The sequence below is a fragment of the Sphingobacterium sp. lm-10 genome (genome assembly GCF_023554555.1).
GTDB lineage: Bacteria > Bacteroidota > Bacteroidia > Sphingobacteriales > Sphingobacteriaceae > Sphingobacterium.
This window is the reverse complement of record NZ_JAMJWC010000001.1, coordinates 1,796,602-1,812,808: the sequence shown is the minus strand read 5'-3', so window position 1 is coordinate 1,812,808 and position 16,207 is coordinate 1,796,602. Positions and strand designations below refer to the sequence as shown.

Genomic DNA, 16,207 nt, shown 5'->3' with positions numbered 1-16,207 from the left:
CATGGCTGTAGAGTTGGCAAATATTTGGGCTGAGATATTGCCATTAGTTAAAGATGGCGTTTCTCTGATTGCTGTAAGGGAGAAGGAAGAAAAGGGAAGGCCAGCAAAAACACCTTACGGATTCTGGACTGAGTACCAAAAGCGGCGCGCGGATGAATCCGAGTTGTGGCACATTTTGGAGAGCCATGACACTAATGCGATAGCTGCGGTTTGTGGTGTGATTTCAGGTAACTTAGAATGCATAGACATTGATAGTAAATACTATCCAGGGATCGATGCACAGTTGCTTGCAGATATCAACAAGTTCTATCCTCATTTGTATACCAGACTTAGGATCCACCGCACCCCTAGTGGCGGATATCATATCGTGTATCGTATCAGCGACCGAGCACCGGAAGGAAATCAAAAGTTAGCTGGCAGGCCAACGACTCAGGCGGAACAACAAGCGCAGCGAGATCGTGGAGCAAAGCGGCCTAGCAAGACAGTAAACTTCTTAGAAACTCGCGGAGAAGGTGGATACTTTCTATATCCTCCATCGATGGGTTACGCTGTGGTGCAGGACATGCCGATACCGATAGTAACTTGGGAGGAGCGATGTAGTCTAATAAACTTATGCCGCACGTATGATGAGGTTGTTCGTATTGCGCCAATGCCAAAGCCGACACAATCGCAAGAATCCTACTATACAACTAATCCATTTGAGGACTATAATTATAGGTGCGATCCACTTGAATTGATGCAGTCCCAGGGCTGGTCTTTTCTGCGAGAAAACCAACGATTCATTTGGTTTACCCGCCCGGATAAAACCGACGGGGTGTCGGCCAGCTGGAATAAAGAAAAACGAGTTTTCTATGTGTTCACTACCTCAACTGATCTGGAAGCAACGCGCGGCTATAACCCTGCAACATTGCTAGCGGAGTTCACCTTTGATGGCGACAAGAAGAAAGCATTTCGTTGGCTAATAGATCAGGGTTTTGGAAAGGTAAAACGTGCCGTAGAGCAGTCAATTATCAAGAAGGCAGCTATCAATGGTACAGCAGCCATACCCGCTAATTTTTCTTCAGAAGCGCAGGAAGAATTTATACAGCTTCAAGATCAATATAGCAAACAACATCCGCATGGTATATTTTGGGAGTATGATGATAAAGGTAAGTTTGTCATCAGTAGACAAGCCTTTTTGTATGTAGCGAAGGAGCTGGGGTTTCGGTTATATAAATCCGGGGCGGTTCAAATCAACGGAAGTTTTGTGATGCGCATTACTTTGATAGAATTCTTCAAGCTAATGAAAGAATATATTCAAGAAGAGGAGGCGAATGTATATGATGACATCTGTGATGCCTACGAAAAGTTTATTCAGGCCTCTGGCAAGTTTATCTTGGATTCACGACTTGAACAGTTTGAGGATGCAGATTGTGTACAGGATTCGAGCGATGTATGCTATAAGTTCTACAATAACGTTGCGGTAAGAATCACGGCAAGCTCCATTACTCCAATTGAGTACGATAAGATCGACGGATTTATTTGGGCAGATAAGATGCTCTCACGGAACTACCAAAAGGACGCTACCGCAAGCGACCTATACGAGCGATACCTAAAAAATGCAACCGGCATTGACGATAGTGGCAAAGTCAAAGACTACGTACGTAATATCATTGGATTTCTATGTCATGATTACAATTCACCTATAAGCCTTTATGCGATTATTCTTACTGAGATGGTTAACGATCCTAGAAAGGGTGGAGGTAGCGGTAAAAACATCTTTGTCAACCTACTTAAGAATTTCATTGGTGTAAGTACAGCTTCTGGAGCAATGATCAAGTGGGATGATAAGTTTTATGCCGTATGGAACGACGCTTCAAGGATTTACTTCATCCCGGACATTCCACGGAAGATCAATTGGGAATTTATAAAAAGTACCATCGAGGATCCTTACATCAATAAGAAATACAAAGGGGAGTATTCTGTAAATATCCAGGATTCGCCCAAAGTAGTTTTTAACACAAACTATTCATACGAAGATAGTGATGGTGGTTTGCACAGAAGATTTCGGCCAATAGAATTTACAGACTACTACACCGTCAATGGCGGAGTAGATGTAGTGCATGGGAAACTATTCCCTGACGGTTTCGACAGTGCGGAATGGAAGGGTTTCGATGACTTTGTGCTTGGCAGCATAAAATACCACCTAAGCCAAGGATGCAAAATAGAGAGGATTGATTTATCAGATAATGGCTGGGAAAAGAAATTTACTATTCAGTACGGCGAAAAGACTCTGGAATTCATCAGCGATAATATTTCTACCTGGCTAGCATCAGAATACGTTGAGGTGTCCAACTTCCAGAAATCTTACGATGACTACGTGGCAACGGAATTGAAAGAGAAATATAAGTTAAGCCAAAGGACGTTGAATAGTGCAGTTCGCGAGTTTTGTGAGCGGCATGAGATAACTTTTGATCAGTCGGTCGTTAAAAAAATAACTCATACCACTAAAAGGGTGCACGTCTTCAAGGGAGAATTTAAATGCGTGATTGAAACATCTGGGGAAGAATACCCATTTTAGATAAAATATAAAAAACAACTAAAATGTTTTGAATGTTCGGAATGTTCTGTATATTTGTATCATAACAAAGAGATAGAAGGGGGAGGCAACCCCCAACTATCAAAAGCGTATAAATCTCTAACAAAGAATAAATACAATGCAAAGTAAACAAAATCTAACAAAGCAAACAACTCCGGAGGCAAACGGAGTTGTTTCATTAGCCCAGAAGCTGCTACCAGATCTTGATGCGAATGAAATCATTATGGTGATTAACGAATATCAATCTGATAAGCATCTCACCGTATGCCCGGAGTGTTCGGCAGAAGTTTCCTCAGACGATCTAACTTATGCGATTGATCGACATGCTACCCGGGAGGAACCAGAAGACGGACATAATCAATGTCCAGAATGCTTCGTTAAGCTCTCTCAAAGCGACCTAGAAAAACCAACCTTCGAACTCTGGCTTAAGCTAACAGCGTAAATATGGCTCACAAGAAAGTTGTGGTGGGGAATCTTCATAGTGAGGAATCTCCACATACTAGACGCGCGAATGGTTTTCAGAACGCTATCGATCGTTACAGCAGAATTCAGCGGCACAATCTGCGCAACACGTTCCGAAATCATGTGGAGGATCACCGTATTTCAGACGAAGAACACGAAGTTATCCAATTCTGTAAAGGGTTTCTGGTAGCTGTATTGATCTTCGGGGGCTTTGTGACTCTCGCATACCAAATTCTAAAATACACATCATAGCTATGGATACATATACACAATTACCATATGCTTTTTATGCCTCCGGCCTGAACATCATTTCAGTTGATAGCAAACCATACCTATCAAATGGCCGAAAGCTAGTTCGTCTACCTAGAGCTCCGTGATCACCGGAGTTTTTGCGTGTCGTGATTTTTGTTGAGTTTGGTTTGAGGGTGGAGTTGGGGGAAACCGTAAGGGAATGTTGCGAGTAGTATCGAGGTTTGTGAAAAACCAAAATCAACTATGCAATTACAAATTTTCAAATTTCGGTCTGATGAAGAACGGGTTTTCAATGAAATCACAACAGTAGATATTGATGGTGATGTCTGGTTTGTAGCATCTGATGTCTGCACAACATTAGGCCTTTCAAATCCTACAGAAGCGTTAAGAGGTTTAGATTCTGATGAAAAGCTGACCTCAGAAATGCTTAGGGCAGGTCAAAAAAGGAAGGTTAACCTAATAAGTGAGAGCGGCTTATATGCCCTAGTTTTTAAGAGCAGAAAGCCCTCAGCGCTTAAGTTTAGAAAATGGATCACAAAGGAAGTTATTCCGAGTATAAGAAAAAAAGGCTTCTACGGAAAAATAGATCGTACTACTCTTCCTAATTTTATCGAGCGCTATAAAGACAACTTCCATAAAATTCCAAAAGATCATTTTTCAGTTATTAGCGAGATGTTTGCTCGCATGTATATTGAACTTGAGAAGGTTGGATATGTAATTCCTGATAAGGCAATCGACGGTAGGAAATTGGTACCAGATATCTCAGTAGGATTAGGTTTTGCCAAATTTCTTAAAGCAAACAATTCTGAATTCTATGGTAGCGCGAAGAAATACAAGCATACTTTTCCTGATGGGAGGGAAGTGGATGCGAACATGTATCATATCGATGCGTTGCCAATGTTCATCAGGTACATCAATGAAAAGTGGATTCCTGAAAAAGCAGAAGCCTACTTCCAGTCCCGTGATCCATTAGCATTGGACTACTTGCCTAAACTGATTGGTTAGAAAAGAAACGTCAAATTATATTTTCCTATATTTATAGAAAATTATGATGTTATGACTAACTTATTTAAAACAAGCACCTTGCTTTTGGTGTGTTTCCTTCAATTTGGATGTTCTAAAGACGATCCAAAACCAATTCCAGAGTTAAATATCACCGAAGCTACAATCAAATTCGATGAAGATGTTAAGTTTGGCGTCGCTAACTTCTCCAACGTAGAATGGTCTAGTAGTGATGAGTTTGTAGGCGGTATCAACATATACGGTATTTTTTCTGGAAGACACGTAGGAGAGGCAACAGTTACAGCCCTAGTAGACGGGTATACACTTACGGCGAAAGTTGTTGTCGAACCTTCAGTCACCAGTTTTGAAGAGCCGTTAATTAATTTTGGTGCCGATGTGCAGACAATAAAGGACCATGAAAAAAGAAATGCATATATTGAAAATTCAGCATACATTATTTACAATGGTCGGGGCACTCATGAAAACCATTTAACGTATTATACATTTAACGGCCAAATGACCGGTGCGATCATAACGTTTAATAATGGTCAAAGCATTATTCAAGACGCAGTAAAGTTTTATACAGAACGATACCGATATCTAGGCAGACTTGAAAACGGTAGAATTTATTATGAAAGTGCCGATGGGTCTTATCGAGTCTTCATAGGTCAAAATTATGCGTCTTACACTAAGGATCCATATCCGGGGACATAATCTAAGAAGGTGACAATTCGGAAAGCACATTACTTATTTTCCTATATTTGTAAAAATTATTAAATTATGAATTTTACAATCAGACTGACAACTGTCATTTCTTTGCTATTCCTTTGTTTCGCATGTTCGAAAGATGAGCTATCAACTATTAATGAATCTGAGGTTCGCTTGAATTATGACGAGGAGTTTCTATTTAGCGTAGGCAACGCGTCTAATGTTGAATGGTCATCTAGTGATGAGTTTGTTGGAGTTATAGAACAGGATGGCAAGTTCTCGGCTAAGCACATCGGGGAAACTGACATCACAGCTAAGGTGGGTCAGCACATTGTCACTGCCAAAGTAATTGTTGACCCTTACATTACCGATATCATAGTGCCGGTACTTAAGTTTGGTGTACATAGTGAGACGATTAAGAGTGAGGAAACAAGGGCGTTTATCAGTGAGGATGCTTCACAGATCCGCTTTTATGGTCAGGGGAGTCGTGAGAGCCGAGTTTATTACAATTTGAGAAGGGGTGTCGTAGATAATAGTGTTATGCATTTCGATTATAGCCAAAGCATTTTTAATATTCTGCTTATTTTCCTTGGTGAGCGATATGAATTATTGGAAGTTACGCCAGCAAGATTAACTTATGTTAACAAGGAAAAAACAATTGGAGTAAATGTTACCGGTAGTTCAAGTTCGGGTATTCGCGCGACTTGGGTGCCTAGTTCTTATACTGTCCCGAAGTCATAGGTTGATTAGATCGTTTACATAGGACACCATTAAACCAATTTTTATTATGAAACTGACAAGACTGCTCTCTCTACTGGTTGTCACATTGGCTATGCTTATAAGCTGCTCAAAGGATGATGATCCTCGAGAACAGGAAATAATCGGAACATGGCAAATTACCCATTATGACGGCCGAGTAACCGCGGATCACCCAGAGGAGTTTCCGGAAGGTAGAACCATAACTTTTCAATCAGGAGGCACTTTTTATGAATCTGGATCCTTTCGCGATGGCTCAGGAACTTATGTTATCAAAGATCGAGATTTAATCGTCACCATAGGAGGTAATACTGTATTTACTTATATTATAATGTCAATCACAGAAGATCAGTTAATTTTGGATGAACTAATGGCCGGTACTGCTATTCGTGTTCAGTTAAAGAGAGTAAGGTAAAATATGAGAAAGATAAATTTGATGTTGGTTGCGGCTTATATGTTTTTAGCGATCTCTGCTAGGGGGCAGGATGCATCCATTGTCGTCCATCCAGATGGCTTAAAATTCGCCAATGGTGAAACGTACATGGTAGTGGAAAGTTCCGGCACCGCTGCCGAAATTACCTCCGCTATAGAGCGTAGCGTTAAGACCAAAAGCAACTCCAAAAACTTAACCGTGGAAGTTTTGGACGATGCGGTTATTATACGGGATTTCGTGCCTGGGTATACGAAGACGGATCGTTTGTTTGGAAGTGCTTACTTACTTGACTTGACTTACAAGGTCCTGGTTGAGGTAAAAGATGGAAAATATAGAATTAATGCTCCAGAGCTTACCATCGCTGCAAATCAGAAGAATGATGGTATAGTTGGCATAGTGAATACTGGTTATGACTTTACGATTAGTATGGAGTTAACAGAAAGTAGCTCTGCTAAAAAGAGTAAAGATGTAAAGTTCTTTATTTTCAATAAGAGGGGCAAGCTCGTTGAAAAATCTACGAAGGAAAAGTTAGAGAAGGATCTATCTGACATTGTCGGTTTAGTAGCAGATCAAGCAAAGAAGGCTGATTGGTAAAATAAATATTATGAAAAAAATATTACTTATCACTTGTGTTGTTTTAGCTGCTTTTGCAACTAGCGCGCAAGATTATGGCCAAAGCGTAGGTAGCCTAAATGTAGCTGTCGACGGCAAGAAGGCGAAAGATTATGTGTATAAAGATGGAGATGTTGAAATAACGATTTCAAGATTGGCAGTCAATCAGGTTGATTTTAACATTAAGAACTTGACAGATAAGCCTATTGACTTTTTTTGGACTGACAGTTATTTCATAGCTTCTGGAAGATCTACCGCTTTTCAGAATAGCGGAAATGCTATGGAGTTGTTGACTGGCGTAGCTGGAAAGGAGATAAATTCAACATCTCCGAAAACACGTATAGCTCCAGGAACCTATATTACAATCAAGACTTCCTCAAAGGAGACATATCTTTTTGATTTCAATTATGCTAATAAAAACTATAAAGAAACGGGGAATACTCCTGAAAACGCAGCAATAATTGCTCTCGGAATAGATGGAGAGATGAAAGAAAAAAGAATTAATTTCCAGATGTATACTTCTAGAATAATTAAGGAGTTGAAAAAAGCTAGATAAAAATTGCTCTTACACATTTCACATCAGCCCCTTTATAGGGGCTTTTTATTTGCCTGATAAATGACGATAATATTTGCAAATTACTAGAAAGGTTACAGGTTACGCCTATTGGTTACAAGAAGGTTACAACTCAGATGGTAACCAAAAAAGCTTCTGAGGTATATTTAATGCCTGTTTTTATAGAAGGTTACAGGAGTTACAGCATTTTTGATATAAAGCGGCTAAAAATATAAATGCAACAATGTAGTGTTCATAGAACACCCATATTTAGCGAGGGTAAACGTATTCACATTTATGTTTTTATAGAGGTTTGTGAAAATAGGTGTTTTTCTGTAACTTATTTTTAATTGGTTGATTATTAGCAATCTAAAGTTGTAACTTCCTGTAACCTCCGAATTCTTTCTGTAACCTATCTAGATTATAATATTTATTTTGACATGTCACGATATGTCTTTATATTTGTGCTGTGTATATGTGTTCATGCAGGGTGACTTTAGGGTCATTCTGCATCTTTTAATCCACGGTACAATTAGTTATGACAGAGATACAATTGCAAACCGCCGCAAATACCTGGTTGTGGAATACCTACCCACAAACAAGACGTAAATTCTTCCATGTCCCTAACGGCGGAAGTCGAAATGCAGTAGAGGGGATGCAACTAAAAGCCTCAGGCGTTGTAGCTGGTATACCAGACTGTATCCTAATCCACAAAGGATCAGCATACGGATTTGAATTTAAAACCAACACCGGTACAGTATCACCAGCCCAAGCGAAAGTCCACCAAGTATGGCAGCAAGATGGTACTCCTGTCTACATCATTCGTAGCGTAGAGGAATTTCAGTCGGTCATCACTTCTATTATCGGGCAACCCGTATCGGCTGTAAAGGAGGTAGCGGCATGATTCCAACGACAATAAATATCCAGCAATACCTTCAGCAATATCACCCAGATATAGCAAAAGAAGTCTACTCACGTTTCAAATCTATCCCCTGTACTCCTGAGGTGATACAGCAAGTCCACCATCACACCATTCCACATGCACACGAGCATTGGCAGGTGCAAATAATATCGATAGCAGCAGCTCTACTTCTTGTGTCTCCTGAGACCATCTACACAGATTGTGGTATACGTCGCAATAGTGGAGTAGCAACAATACTTGGTAAACAGATTGGAGTTTCAAAGCAGGTGATCAGTAAGAAGGTAGAGAGAGCGCGTCATTATTACACTCATGTTAGCTGGGCACGTGAAGCAGTAGATCAAATTGTAAAGGAGGTGAGGAATGGGTAATGAACAAACCGAGGTGAAGTTGACAGTCAATCAGCGTCGTTTCGTGGAGGAGTACTGCAAAGATTTTAATGCTACACAGGCAGCAATACGTGCTGGATACAGTGCCAAGACGGCTGCTGTTGTTGGTCACGAAAACTTAAGAAAACCTAATATTTCGCAATCAATTACCGCTAGATTGGACGAATTGTCTTTATCAGCTGAGGAGCTTACCAAGAAGACTGCGGACATTGCCCGTGGTAACTTAGCGGACTACATGACTACGAGGATGGTTGAGCATACTCCTAGAGTACGTAAAGGTCTCAATGAGATCATTGCTGAGCTTGAATACGAGCTCATGCTTAAAGAGGAGTTCTGCGCAGAAAAGGGGTATACCGAAGAAGCTTATGATGAGTTTCAGGCGATGCTTGAGCCTAAGCGTGATCAAATCCTTGCTTATCAGATTGAGCTGCGAAGAAATCCCTTTGCTACTCGTTTAGTAAGCGGTGAACCGGAACTAGTGCCTCAAGTAGAAGTTGATATGCAAAAGTTGATAGCCGACAAAGAGCGAGGTATTATCAAATCTTTCAAATATGGAAAGAACGGTTTAGAGGTTGAGCTTTACTCAGCGGATGCGGCGATGGATCGTCTAATGCGCGTTCGTGGGATGTATAAGGACAAGTTGGATATCACAACCAAGGATCAATCATTAAACGAGAAAGTGTCTCCTGAGGACGCGCAACGATTGTTACAGCAGCTTGCGAGTGGGCAATACAACATGGAAAACAACGTCTAAAAAACTATCTATATGAGCGAAAAATTAAATAACGTCGTTAGCACCTTAACTGGAAACTTTAAATTGTCCAAAAGTGAAATAAGAGAATTGCAGATTAAAGAGGATTTGTTTGCTTCATTTCTAAAATTCACCTTATCACGTCCTTCGGATATAGACTGTGATCATTTTAAAAAGTTAGATGTAAGAACCATGTCCAACATTAACGATTTATTGAAAACGGGCTTTGCATTCGAGGATATCAAAGGTTACACAATTTGGTTGAAGGGTGAATAATGATAACAAACGCATCCTTTACACGTCGCGATATCGTCGCACTATGGTGCAAGTCATCCATAATGAACTACACGCAGTACTTCTTTCAAAAGCAGTATTCGCGTGGTTTTGTGGTTGGTGATCATCATGTGAAGATTGCAAAAGCTTTAGACGATGTTCTGATGGGCCGAATCACACGTTTGATCATCAACATTGCCCCTCGATACGGTAAGACGGAGTTGGCGGTTAAAAACTTCATATCGGCTGGCCTAGCTATCAATCCAGCATCAAAATTTATTCACCTAAGCTATTCAGATGACCTTGCCTTGGATAACTCGGAAGCAGTTAAGGATCTGGTGACTAGTGAAGCATATCAGCAGCTATTTCCGGATGTAGAACTCAAGCAAGGATCTGGCGCAAAAAATAAGTGGTATACGACACAGGGCGGTGGTGTTTATGCTCGCGCAGCTGGTGGACAGGTGACAGGTTTTGGTGCTGGTCAAGTTGATACAGAGCCTAATGATGCGCAGTTGCAAGATGACGAGCTAGAGTTGGATGAAATGCTTGCTCTGGGCGGTGAACTCTTTGGCGGTGCACTAATCATTGATGATCCGATCAAGCCGGATGATGCGGATAGCGAGATAAAGCGTGAGCGCGTGAACAATCGATTTGATAGTACGATAATCAACCGTGTAAACTCTAGGAACACTCCGATCATTATCATTATGCAGCGTTTGCATGAGAATGATCTATGCGGCCATGTACTTGCGAATTATCCTGGTGAATGGGAGGTACTTAGTTTGCCGTGCATAATTGTAGAGGATGGGCAGTCACTTCAGGAAGGCAAAGCACTTTGGGAGTTCAAGCATACGCTTAACGAGCTGCTTAAAATGAACGATATCAACCCGATCAACTTCGGACGCCAGTACATGCAGAATCCGCAACCCAAAGAAGGATTGATGTACCGGCCATTCAAAGAATACTTGAACATACCACCATCAGGTAAAATCTACCGAAAAGCTTATGTCGATACCGCCGACACTGGTAAGGATTATTTATGCAGCATTGCATACACTGAAACTGATCTTGGCTGCTATATACAAGACGTTCTTTATACGCAAGATCCGATGGAGATCACTGAGCCAGATACTGCGCGACAGTTAGCAACATACCGAGTGACCGATGCAAAGATCGAATCAAATAACGGTGGTCGCGGATTCGCTCGGAATGTGGAAGCACACCTCGTAACTCTCAAAGCATTTGATTGCAAAGTGAGTTGGTTCCATCAGGGAGATAATAAGCAGGCGAGGATCTTCACCAATTCTGCAAAGGTCAATATGCTCATCCATATGCCAGCGGGATGGGAGAAGATGTGGCCGCAGTTTCGTAAGCACATTACCACCTACACCAAGAAAGGGAATAATCCGCATGATGATGCTCAGGATTGTTTGACAGGGATCGCAGAGAACTTTGGCATCAACAATGAAAGCAACATCGACGATTCGATCATAGGCATGTTTGGTTAGCTAGACACGCCATAGCAAGCAGGAAATTATGAAAGAGACTAAGCAAGCACAGGCAGTGGTTCAACCCAAACTCATTGAAGAAATGGGGAAAAGAGCTGCGCCAACATATGAGGTAAAGCCGGAGATCAATCCCGATGATCATGCTATTCACGATGAGCAGAAGAGGAAGAAGAAGGCGATCGTCAAGAAGGTGATGGGGGCGGATGGCAAGCCGGTGATGATGGCCGATGGTCAGACGCCTACAACGCAAACTACTTACATCGATCCTGCAAGGCTTTCATTATCCCTTCAGGACATCATTGTCACCAGGCGTGTGGCATTCATGAACTTAGGTAAGGTGAAGCTATTTGCAGAACCGGCCGACACAGGTGAGGAACGGGCGTTTGCTTTACTTCAGCGTTTGCGCGAAAACAATAAGGTCGCTTTCAAAGAATCTGAAATTGCAAACCTTATGAACCGTGAGTTGCAAGCTGCTAAGTTGTGGTACTCTACCGATACAAACGATGCTACCCATTGGGGCGAATATAGTGCGGTTAAGAAGAATTTTAAAATGCAGATCCTTGCGCCAAGCAAGGGCGATACGTTGCTTCCGGTGTTTGACAACCATGGTGACATGGTGTATTTCGGTAGGGGTTATGAGATCGATGCGCAGCAGGAAGATGGCGGCGGTGCTAGTGGTGGCGGAGCCGATAAGAAGATCAAATGCTTGGACGTGTACACCATAGATAAGCTTTACCGCTTCCAGCAAGGTGCTGCGGCTGTTGGTGGATCCGGAGCAGGGGAGGGATGGACATTAATTGATACGGTCGATCTTCCATATGGAAAGATTCCTGTGATCTACTACAGTAAGGATCGTCCGATCTGGGCAAATGTTCAACCACTTATCGAACGCCTGGAAACGGTGATTAGCAACTTTGCAGACACCAATGATTATCACGCATCACCAACGCTTGTATTCAAAGGTGCAAGCGGTGCGCAAGCTCAGGAGAAAGGCGAGAGTGGCAAGGCTGTTTTGCTTACTGGTGAGCATGCAGATGCGAAATACGTTACCTGGGATCAGTCAGTCGATGCGGTTAAGCTGGAAATCGATACTTTGGTGAACTTCATCTACTCGCTAACCCAAACACCTAACATCAGCTTTGAAGAAATGAAAGCCTTGGGTAATCTATCTGGAGTCGCTTTTGATCGCGTGTTTATCGATGCGCATTTGGCTAGTCGACGTGAGATTGAAGGCGGCTACGGTGAGTTGATCCAGCGAGGTATCAACCTGGAGAAAGCATTGCTTGCAAGTATGGATACATCGGTGTCTGGCGCAATGCAAACCCTTAGCGTTACCTTCGAAGCACCACACTTCCAATTGGAGGATTTGGATGCTGATGTTGGCTTGGCGATTAAAGCGAAAGATGGTGGGTTGATCAGCGTGGAGACGGCAATGGGTATCAGTGGCCTAGTGACAAACGTGCAGGATGAAATGGAGCGGATGAAAGGGGAGCAACCTGCCGATAGTGCAGATGATAAAAATATTTAAAATAATTATGACATGTCGTGACGTGTTTTTATGTTTGGATGTGCGAGTGATCGCAGTGACATGCAGCAACAGGTTTCGTTACGGAAAAGGCGTTGAACCTTGTCGGGTTCAGAGTTCGGTGGTTAATAGTGATATATGGTTATACTGTTGTTGGAAAGTTAAATAGTCCGCATATCATGAGAAGGGTGTGACGTGTAGATTAGCATAATCCTATTATCCACAAAGACTGGCAGATCGGAAAGACGGTTATCTGGGGCGTTTCTGCATCGGGCAGGTGGTGTCGGTTCGAAACCGTTGCGCTCCACGCGGTTAAACTAAAAAAGTCTGGTTGGCTTTTTATGTGTCCCTTGTTTTAGCGGTTCGATTCCGCTAGTTCATAATTTAGGTTAATTGGTTAGTTTAGCCGTGCGATTCTCCCCGTTTCTCACGGCTTATTTTAATTGTTTAAATCAATTGTAAACTTAATTTTCTTATATATTCCAAGATGCTCTGAATGCACTTAAGGTTATTTACAAATATTCAATTTAGACATTAAATCGTAATATCTGTTTGAAGGGAGGATCTACTCGGAAATTTTATCCAAAGATAACAGTGCTTACGCCCTCGATGGATGATACAATGCTTCCTACATCGTTAGGATGGGAATTGGAGGGGGTGTTGACTGTTATAGCAAATCGATCAAAATGATTCGGGAATTCTTGATATGAAAGTACACTGATACCTAGTTTGCGAAGGCTATCTTCAATTAAAACTATTATTTTTTTGTTATCGTAACCTTCTTTGACATACACAGTCATATAATCATAAGAATAGTTTGTTTTTTCATTTTCTAAACGTTCAAAATTTTCTGTAAACCAACGCCTCGTATCTATAGGTAAACGATCAATAGCTAAAAGTTCGCCAATTATATCTGAATAGATATTATTACCATTCTTTTTTCCTTTAGACTGAAGATTAACAATGAAATTCTCTAGCTGGTCAAGAAGCTCCAGATGACTATTTGTTATGAGATTTAATTTGCTTTGATCCAACTCCTTTTGAAATGTTAAAGTGTCAATTTTATTTTTGGCACTCTTGATGTCTAAAGCGTAATTACTTATCGTTTTATTTCTGTCATCCAACTGGTTGTTAAGAAGCTCTAGTTGCTGATTTAGGTCTTGCACTTCTCTGTAATTAGCTTTGGTATTCTCTATCTCACTTTGTTTTCTCGCATAGGCTTTCTGGTTTTCATACTCTGCTAGGACTAGTTCTCCTTCTCTAGTGATACCATCCTTTTTAGGCTTTGCATTTATATTGTCAAAGAAACTTTGCACCCGAGGAATACCAATTGTATATACTATTGCTGAAATCAAAGGGGCTACCACGAACATGATTACAGAGTACCAGTGACCTTGTGTATCGCTATAATAATTCGAACTTATATAGTTGATTCTATCTTCTATGGTACTGATAGATAGTATAAATATGGATAGAGGTTTCCAATTTATCAGAGTGAACGAAACCATAAAAGACGCTACAATTGGATTATTGACTCTGTCCTTGATAGGAATAATAACATTACCTTTCGTGATATCGGATATTTTGGAGGATTTCATGTTTTAAGTTCTTAGTTTTTTGAGAATATGAGGTTGTAACAATTTTTTTGAGTTGACTATGATAATAAAGAACTAATTATCCAAAATGCATTCCACCTCAATACACATAAATATTTTGAATTTATTTTAAAGCCTTAAGGGTAATCATCTTTGAAATAGAAAATACCCAAAAAGAAGCACTACTGCAATTGTCGAATATATACTTAGTAATGAATACCAATTGGTATTTATTTGCATCCTTCCATATCTGTCTATCTCGGTTCTTGGAACGGTTGTTATTCTCGATTGAAGCCTGGAGCGCTTGAGCATTCTGTAATCAATATTTAAGAGCATTATAGAGTTAGCAACAGGGATGATAAGGATCCAATTAGGTATATCATTTCGAATTGCTATCAAAGCGAAATAGGCGGCTATAAGGATGTTGTTCATACTAAATACTTTGTCGTGCATACGGTCAAAATATTTTTGAGTATCCGCTACACCTGTGTCTTCCAGTTTTTCAAAAAACAGCTCAGACTTTTCCATCTCTTTGTCTGTCGGAAGCCCTAATTCTTTCCATTCGTCGTCAGTCATAATTGATATAGGTTAGTACACCCAAATATACTATTCAATTTTACTATCCTCCATACGGGAAACCCTATTTTTTATTTGTAGGGAATGGTGTAGATTAGATTCATGAACAAACTAATCATTATCGGAAATGGATTTGACCTAGCACATGGATTGAAGACAAGCTATGGACAGTTTCTGAAGTCTTATTTAATAAATGTTTTTGATGACGCATTAGAAAATCATATTAATAGCGATCAGCTTATTTTTCAAGTAGTTTTCGAAAGATACGATGCTTATTCTGGTGGCGGCTACAAAGTCATCGCTAACTCTGAGGATTTGTACGACCTATTTACTGACGATTACACAAAGTTCTCGCGAGGAATTCCAATTGGGTATCGTAGTGAGAACAGCAATAGAATAAGATCAATTTCTAATGTTAAGATTTCTACTAATAGTAATTTGGTACGGAAGCTTCTAAGCACGGGGAACTCATTATTATGGGTTGATATTGAAAGGATATTTTACGATGAACTAAAGAATATTTTAGTCAATAATAGTCTTTCTCAAAACAAGGTTGTTGAAAGTTTAAACGTATTAAACCAAGAACTTGAAAACTTAAAAAGCGCTCTATTAGTGCATTTGAACAGCGAAATTAAAGGGGCTGAAATTAACGATATTTTCGAAGATTTGGCTATGGAACCTATTGAGTCGTATAAAATTTTAGAGAGAGATTTTGTTAACGGCAGTTATTTTGATAAGGAGAATCTCGATTTTAAAAAAGTCACTTTTTTAGATTTCAATTACACGCATTTAATCAGGAAAATAAATTTAAACAAGATTAAGCACGATTTCATACATATACATGGTGTGCTAAAAAGTGATAAGCTACCTGTCATTTTTGGATATGGTGATGAGATAGATGATATTTATCATGACATCGAAAAGACCAACATAAATGAATACATGACACATATTAAGTCATTTGGTTATTTTAAAGCTGAAAGCTATTCGGAGCTAAAACGCACAATAGAGTCTGAACCTTTTGTGGTATATATTTGGGGGCATTCTTGTGGACTGTCCGACAGAACTTTGTTGAACATGATTTTTGAGAATGACAATTGTGTTGGGATAAAGATTTTTTACTATAATAAACCTGATGGTACTGACAATTATGATGAAATCACCCAAAACATAAGCCGACATTTTAAAAATAAAACGAAAATGCGTAATAGGGTTTTTAATAAGCGATTTTGCAGTAGTTTTCCACAAATGAACCAATGATTACCCGTACTTCTCCCAACCATCCCCGCCAAATACCTGAAATTGGTATACAAGT

At 40.3% G+C, this 16,207-nt stretch carries 18 protein-coding genes; 16 read left to right on the top strand and 2 right to left on the bottom strand.

The window, feature by feature from the left end; genetic code table 11:
- The first annotated feature begins 1 nt into the window (after position 1).
- From M8998_RS07390 to M8998_RS07320, 15 genes are all read left to right on the top strand, one after another.
- Complete coding sequence (locus tag M8998_RS07390) at positions 2-2,560, top strand: bifunctional DNA primase/polymerase (protein WP_249991877.1); 2,559 nt, start codon at positions 2-4, stop codon at positions 2,558-2,560.
- Positions 2,561-2,696: 136 nt separating this feature from the next.
- Positions 2,697-3,020 carry a hypothetical protein gene (locus M8998_RS07385; RefSeq protein ID WP_249991875.1) on the top strand — a complete coding sequence of 108 codons (324 nt, stop codon included), beginning with the start codon at positions 2,697-2,699 and terminating at the stop codon, positions 3,018-3,020.
- 2 nt (positions 3,021-3,022) lie between these two features.
- Positions 3,023-3,292: a hypothetical protein gene (locus M8998_RS07380; RefSeq protein WP_249991873.1), complete on the top strand. Its 270-nt coding sequence runs from the start codon at positions 3,023-3,025 to the stop codon at positions 3,290-3,292.
- A gap of 243 nt (positions 3,293-3,535) precedes the next feature.
- On the top strand, positions 3,536-4,297 hold the full coding sequence (locus M8998_RS07375; protein WP_249991871.1) for a BRO-N domain-containing protein: 762 nt from the start codon (positions 3,536-3,538) through the stop codon (positions 4,295-4,297).
- 51 nt (positions 4,298-4,348) lie between these two features.
- The gene (locus tag M8998_RS07370) at positions 4,349-5,008 is read left to right on the top strand and encodes an Ig-like domain-containing protein (RefSeq protein ID WP_249991869.1); all 660 of its coding nucleotides are present in this window, start codon (positions 4,349-4,351) and stop codon (positions 5,006-5,008) included.
- A gap of 66 nt (positions 5,009-5,074) precedes the next feature.
- Positions 5,075-5,743 (top strand): Ig-like domain-containing protein, encoded by a 669-nt coding sequence (locus tag M8998_RS07365; RefSeq protein ID WP_249991867.1) that lies wholly within the window; start codon positions 5,075-5,077, stop codon positions 5,741-5,743.
- Positions 5,744-5,789: 46 nt separating this feature from the next.
- Entirely contained in the window at positions 5,790-6,173 is a 384-nt protein-coding gene (locus M8998_RS07360; RefSeq protein WP_249991866.1) for a lipocalin-like domain-containing protein, read from the top strand.
- Positions 6,174-6,176: 3 nt separating this feature from the next.
- Positions 6,177-6,785: a hypothetical protein gene (locus tag M8998_RS07355; RefSeq protein WP_249991864.1), complete on the top strand. Its 609-nt coding sequence runs from the start codon at positions 6,177-6,179 to the stop codon at positions 6,783-6,785.
- A gap of 10 nt (positions 6,786-6,795) precedes the next feature.
- Positions 6,796-7,359, top strand: coding sequence for a hypothetical protein (locus M8998_RS07350; RefSeq protein ID WP_249991862.1), 564 nt, complete (start codon positions 6,796-6,798; stop codon positions 7,357-7,359).
- Positions 7,360-7,894: 535 nt separating this feature from the next.
- Positions 7,895-8,260, top strand: coding sequence for a VRR-NUC domain-containing protein (locus tag M8998_RS07345; protein ID WP_249991860.1), 366 nt, complete (start codon positions 7,895-7,897; stop codon positions 8,258-8,260).
- Positions 8,257-8,646: a hypothetical protein gene (locus M8998_RS07340; protein ID WP_249991858.1), complete on the top strand. Its 390-nt coding sequence runs from the start codon at positions 8,257-8,259 to the stop codon at positions 8,644-8,646. The genes M8998_RS07345 and M8998_RS07340 overlap by 4 nt, the downstream gene beginning before the upstream one ends.
- 13 nt (positions 8,647-8,659) lie before the next feature.
- Positions 8,660-9,418 carry a terminase small subunit gene (locus M8998_RS07335; protein WP_249991856.1) on the top strand — a complete coding sequence of 253 codons (759 nt, stop codon included), beginning with the start codon at positions 8,660-8,662 and terminating at the stop codon, positions 9,416-9,418.
- Positions 9,419-9,430: 12 nt separating this feature from the next.
- Positions 9,431-9,691 carry a hypothetical protein gene (locus M8998_RS07330; protein ID WP_249991854.1) on the top strand — a complete coding sequence of 87 codons (261 nt, stop codon included), beginning with the start codon at positions 9,431-9,433 and terminating at the stop codon, positions 9,689-9,691.
- On the top strand, positions 9,691-11,196 hold the full coding sequence (gene terL, locus M8998_RS07325) for a phage terminase large subunit (RefSeq protein WP_249991852.1): 1,506 nt from the start codon (positions 9,691-9,693) through the stop codon (positions 11,194-11,196). Before M8998_RS07330 ends, terL begins: the two co-directional genes overlap by 1 nt.
- Positions 11,197-11,224: 28 nt before the next feature.
- Positions 11,225-12,724 carry a phage portal protein gene (locus M8998_RS07320; protein WP_249991850.1) on the top strand — a complete coding sequence of 500 codons (1,500 nt, stop codon included), beginning with the start codon at positions 11,225-11,227 and terminating at the stop codon, positions 12,722-12,724.
- 575 nt (positions 12,725-13,299) lie between these two features.
- On the opposite strand, the gene M8998_RS07315 is transcribed toward M8998_RS07320, so the two are convergent.
- On the bottom strand, positions 13,300-14,319 hold the full coding sequence (locus tag M8998_RS07315) for a coiled-coil domain-containing protein (RefSeq protein WP_249991848.1): 1,020 nt from the start codon (positions 14,317-14,319) through the stop codon (positions 13,300-13,302).
- Positions 14,320-14,463: 144 nt separating this feature from the next.
- The gene (locus M8998_RS07310) at positions 14,464-14,892 is read right to left on the bottom strand and encodes a hypothetical protein (RefSeq protein WP_249991846.1); all 429 of its coding nucleotides are present in this window, start codon (positions 14,890-14,892) and stop codon (positions 14,464-14,466) included.
- A gap of 102 nt (positions 14,893-14,994) precedes the next feature.
- On the opposite strand from M8998_RS07310, the gene M8998_RS07305 reads away from it, so the two are divergent.
- Entirely contained in the window at positions 14,995-16,152 is a 1,158-nt protein-coding gene (locus M8998_RS07305) for an AbiH family protein (RefSeq protein ID WP_249991845.1), read from the top strand.
- Positions 16,153-16,207: the final 55 nt, after the last annotated feature.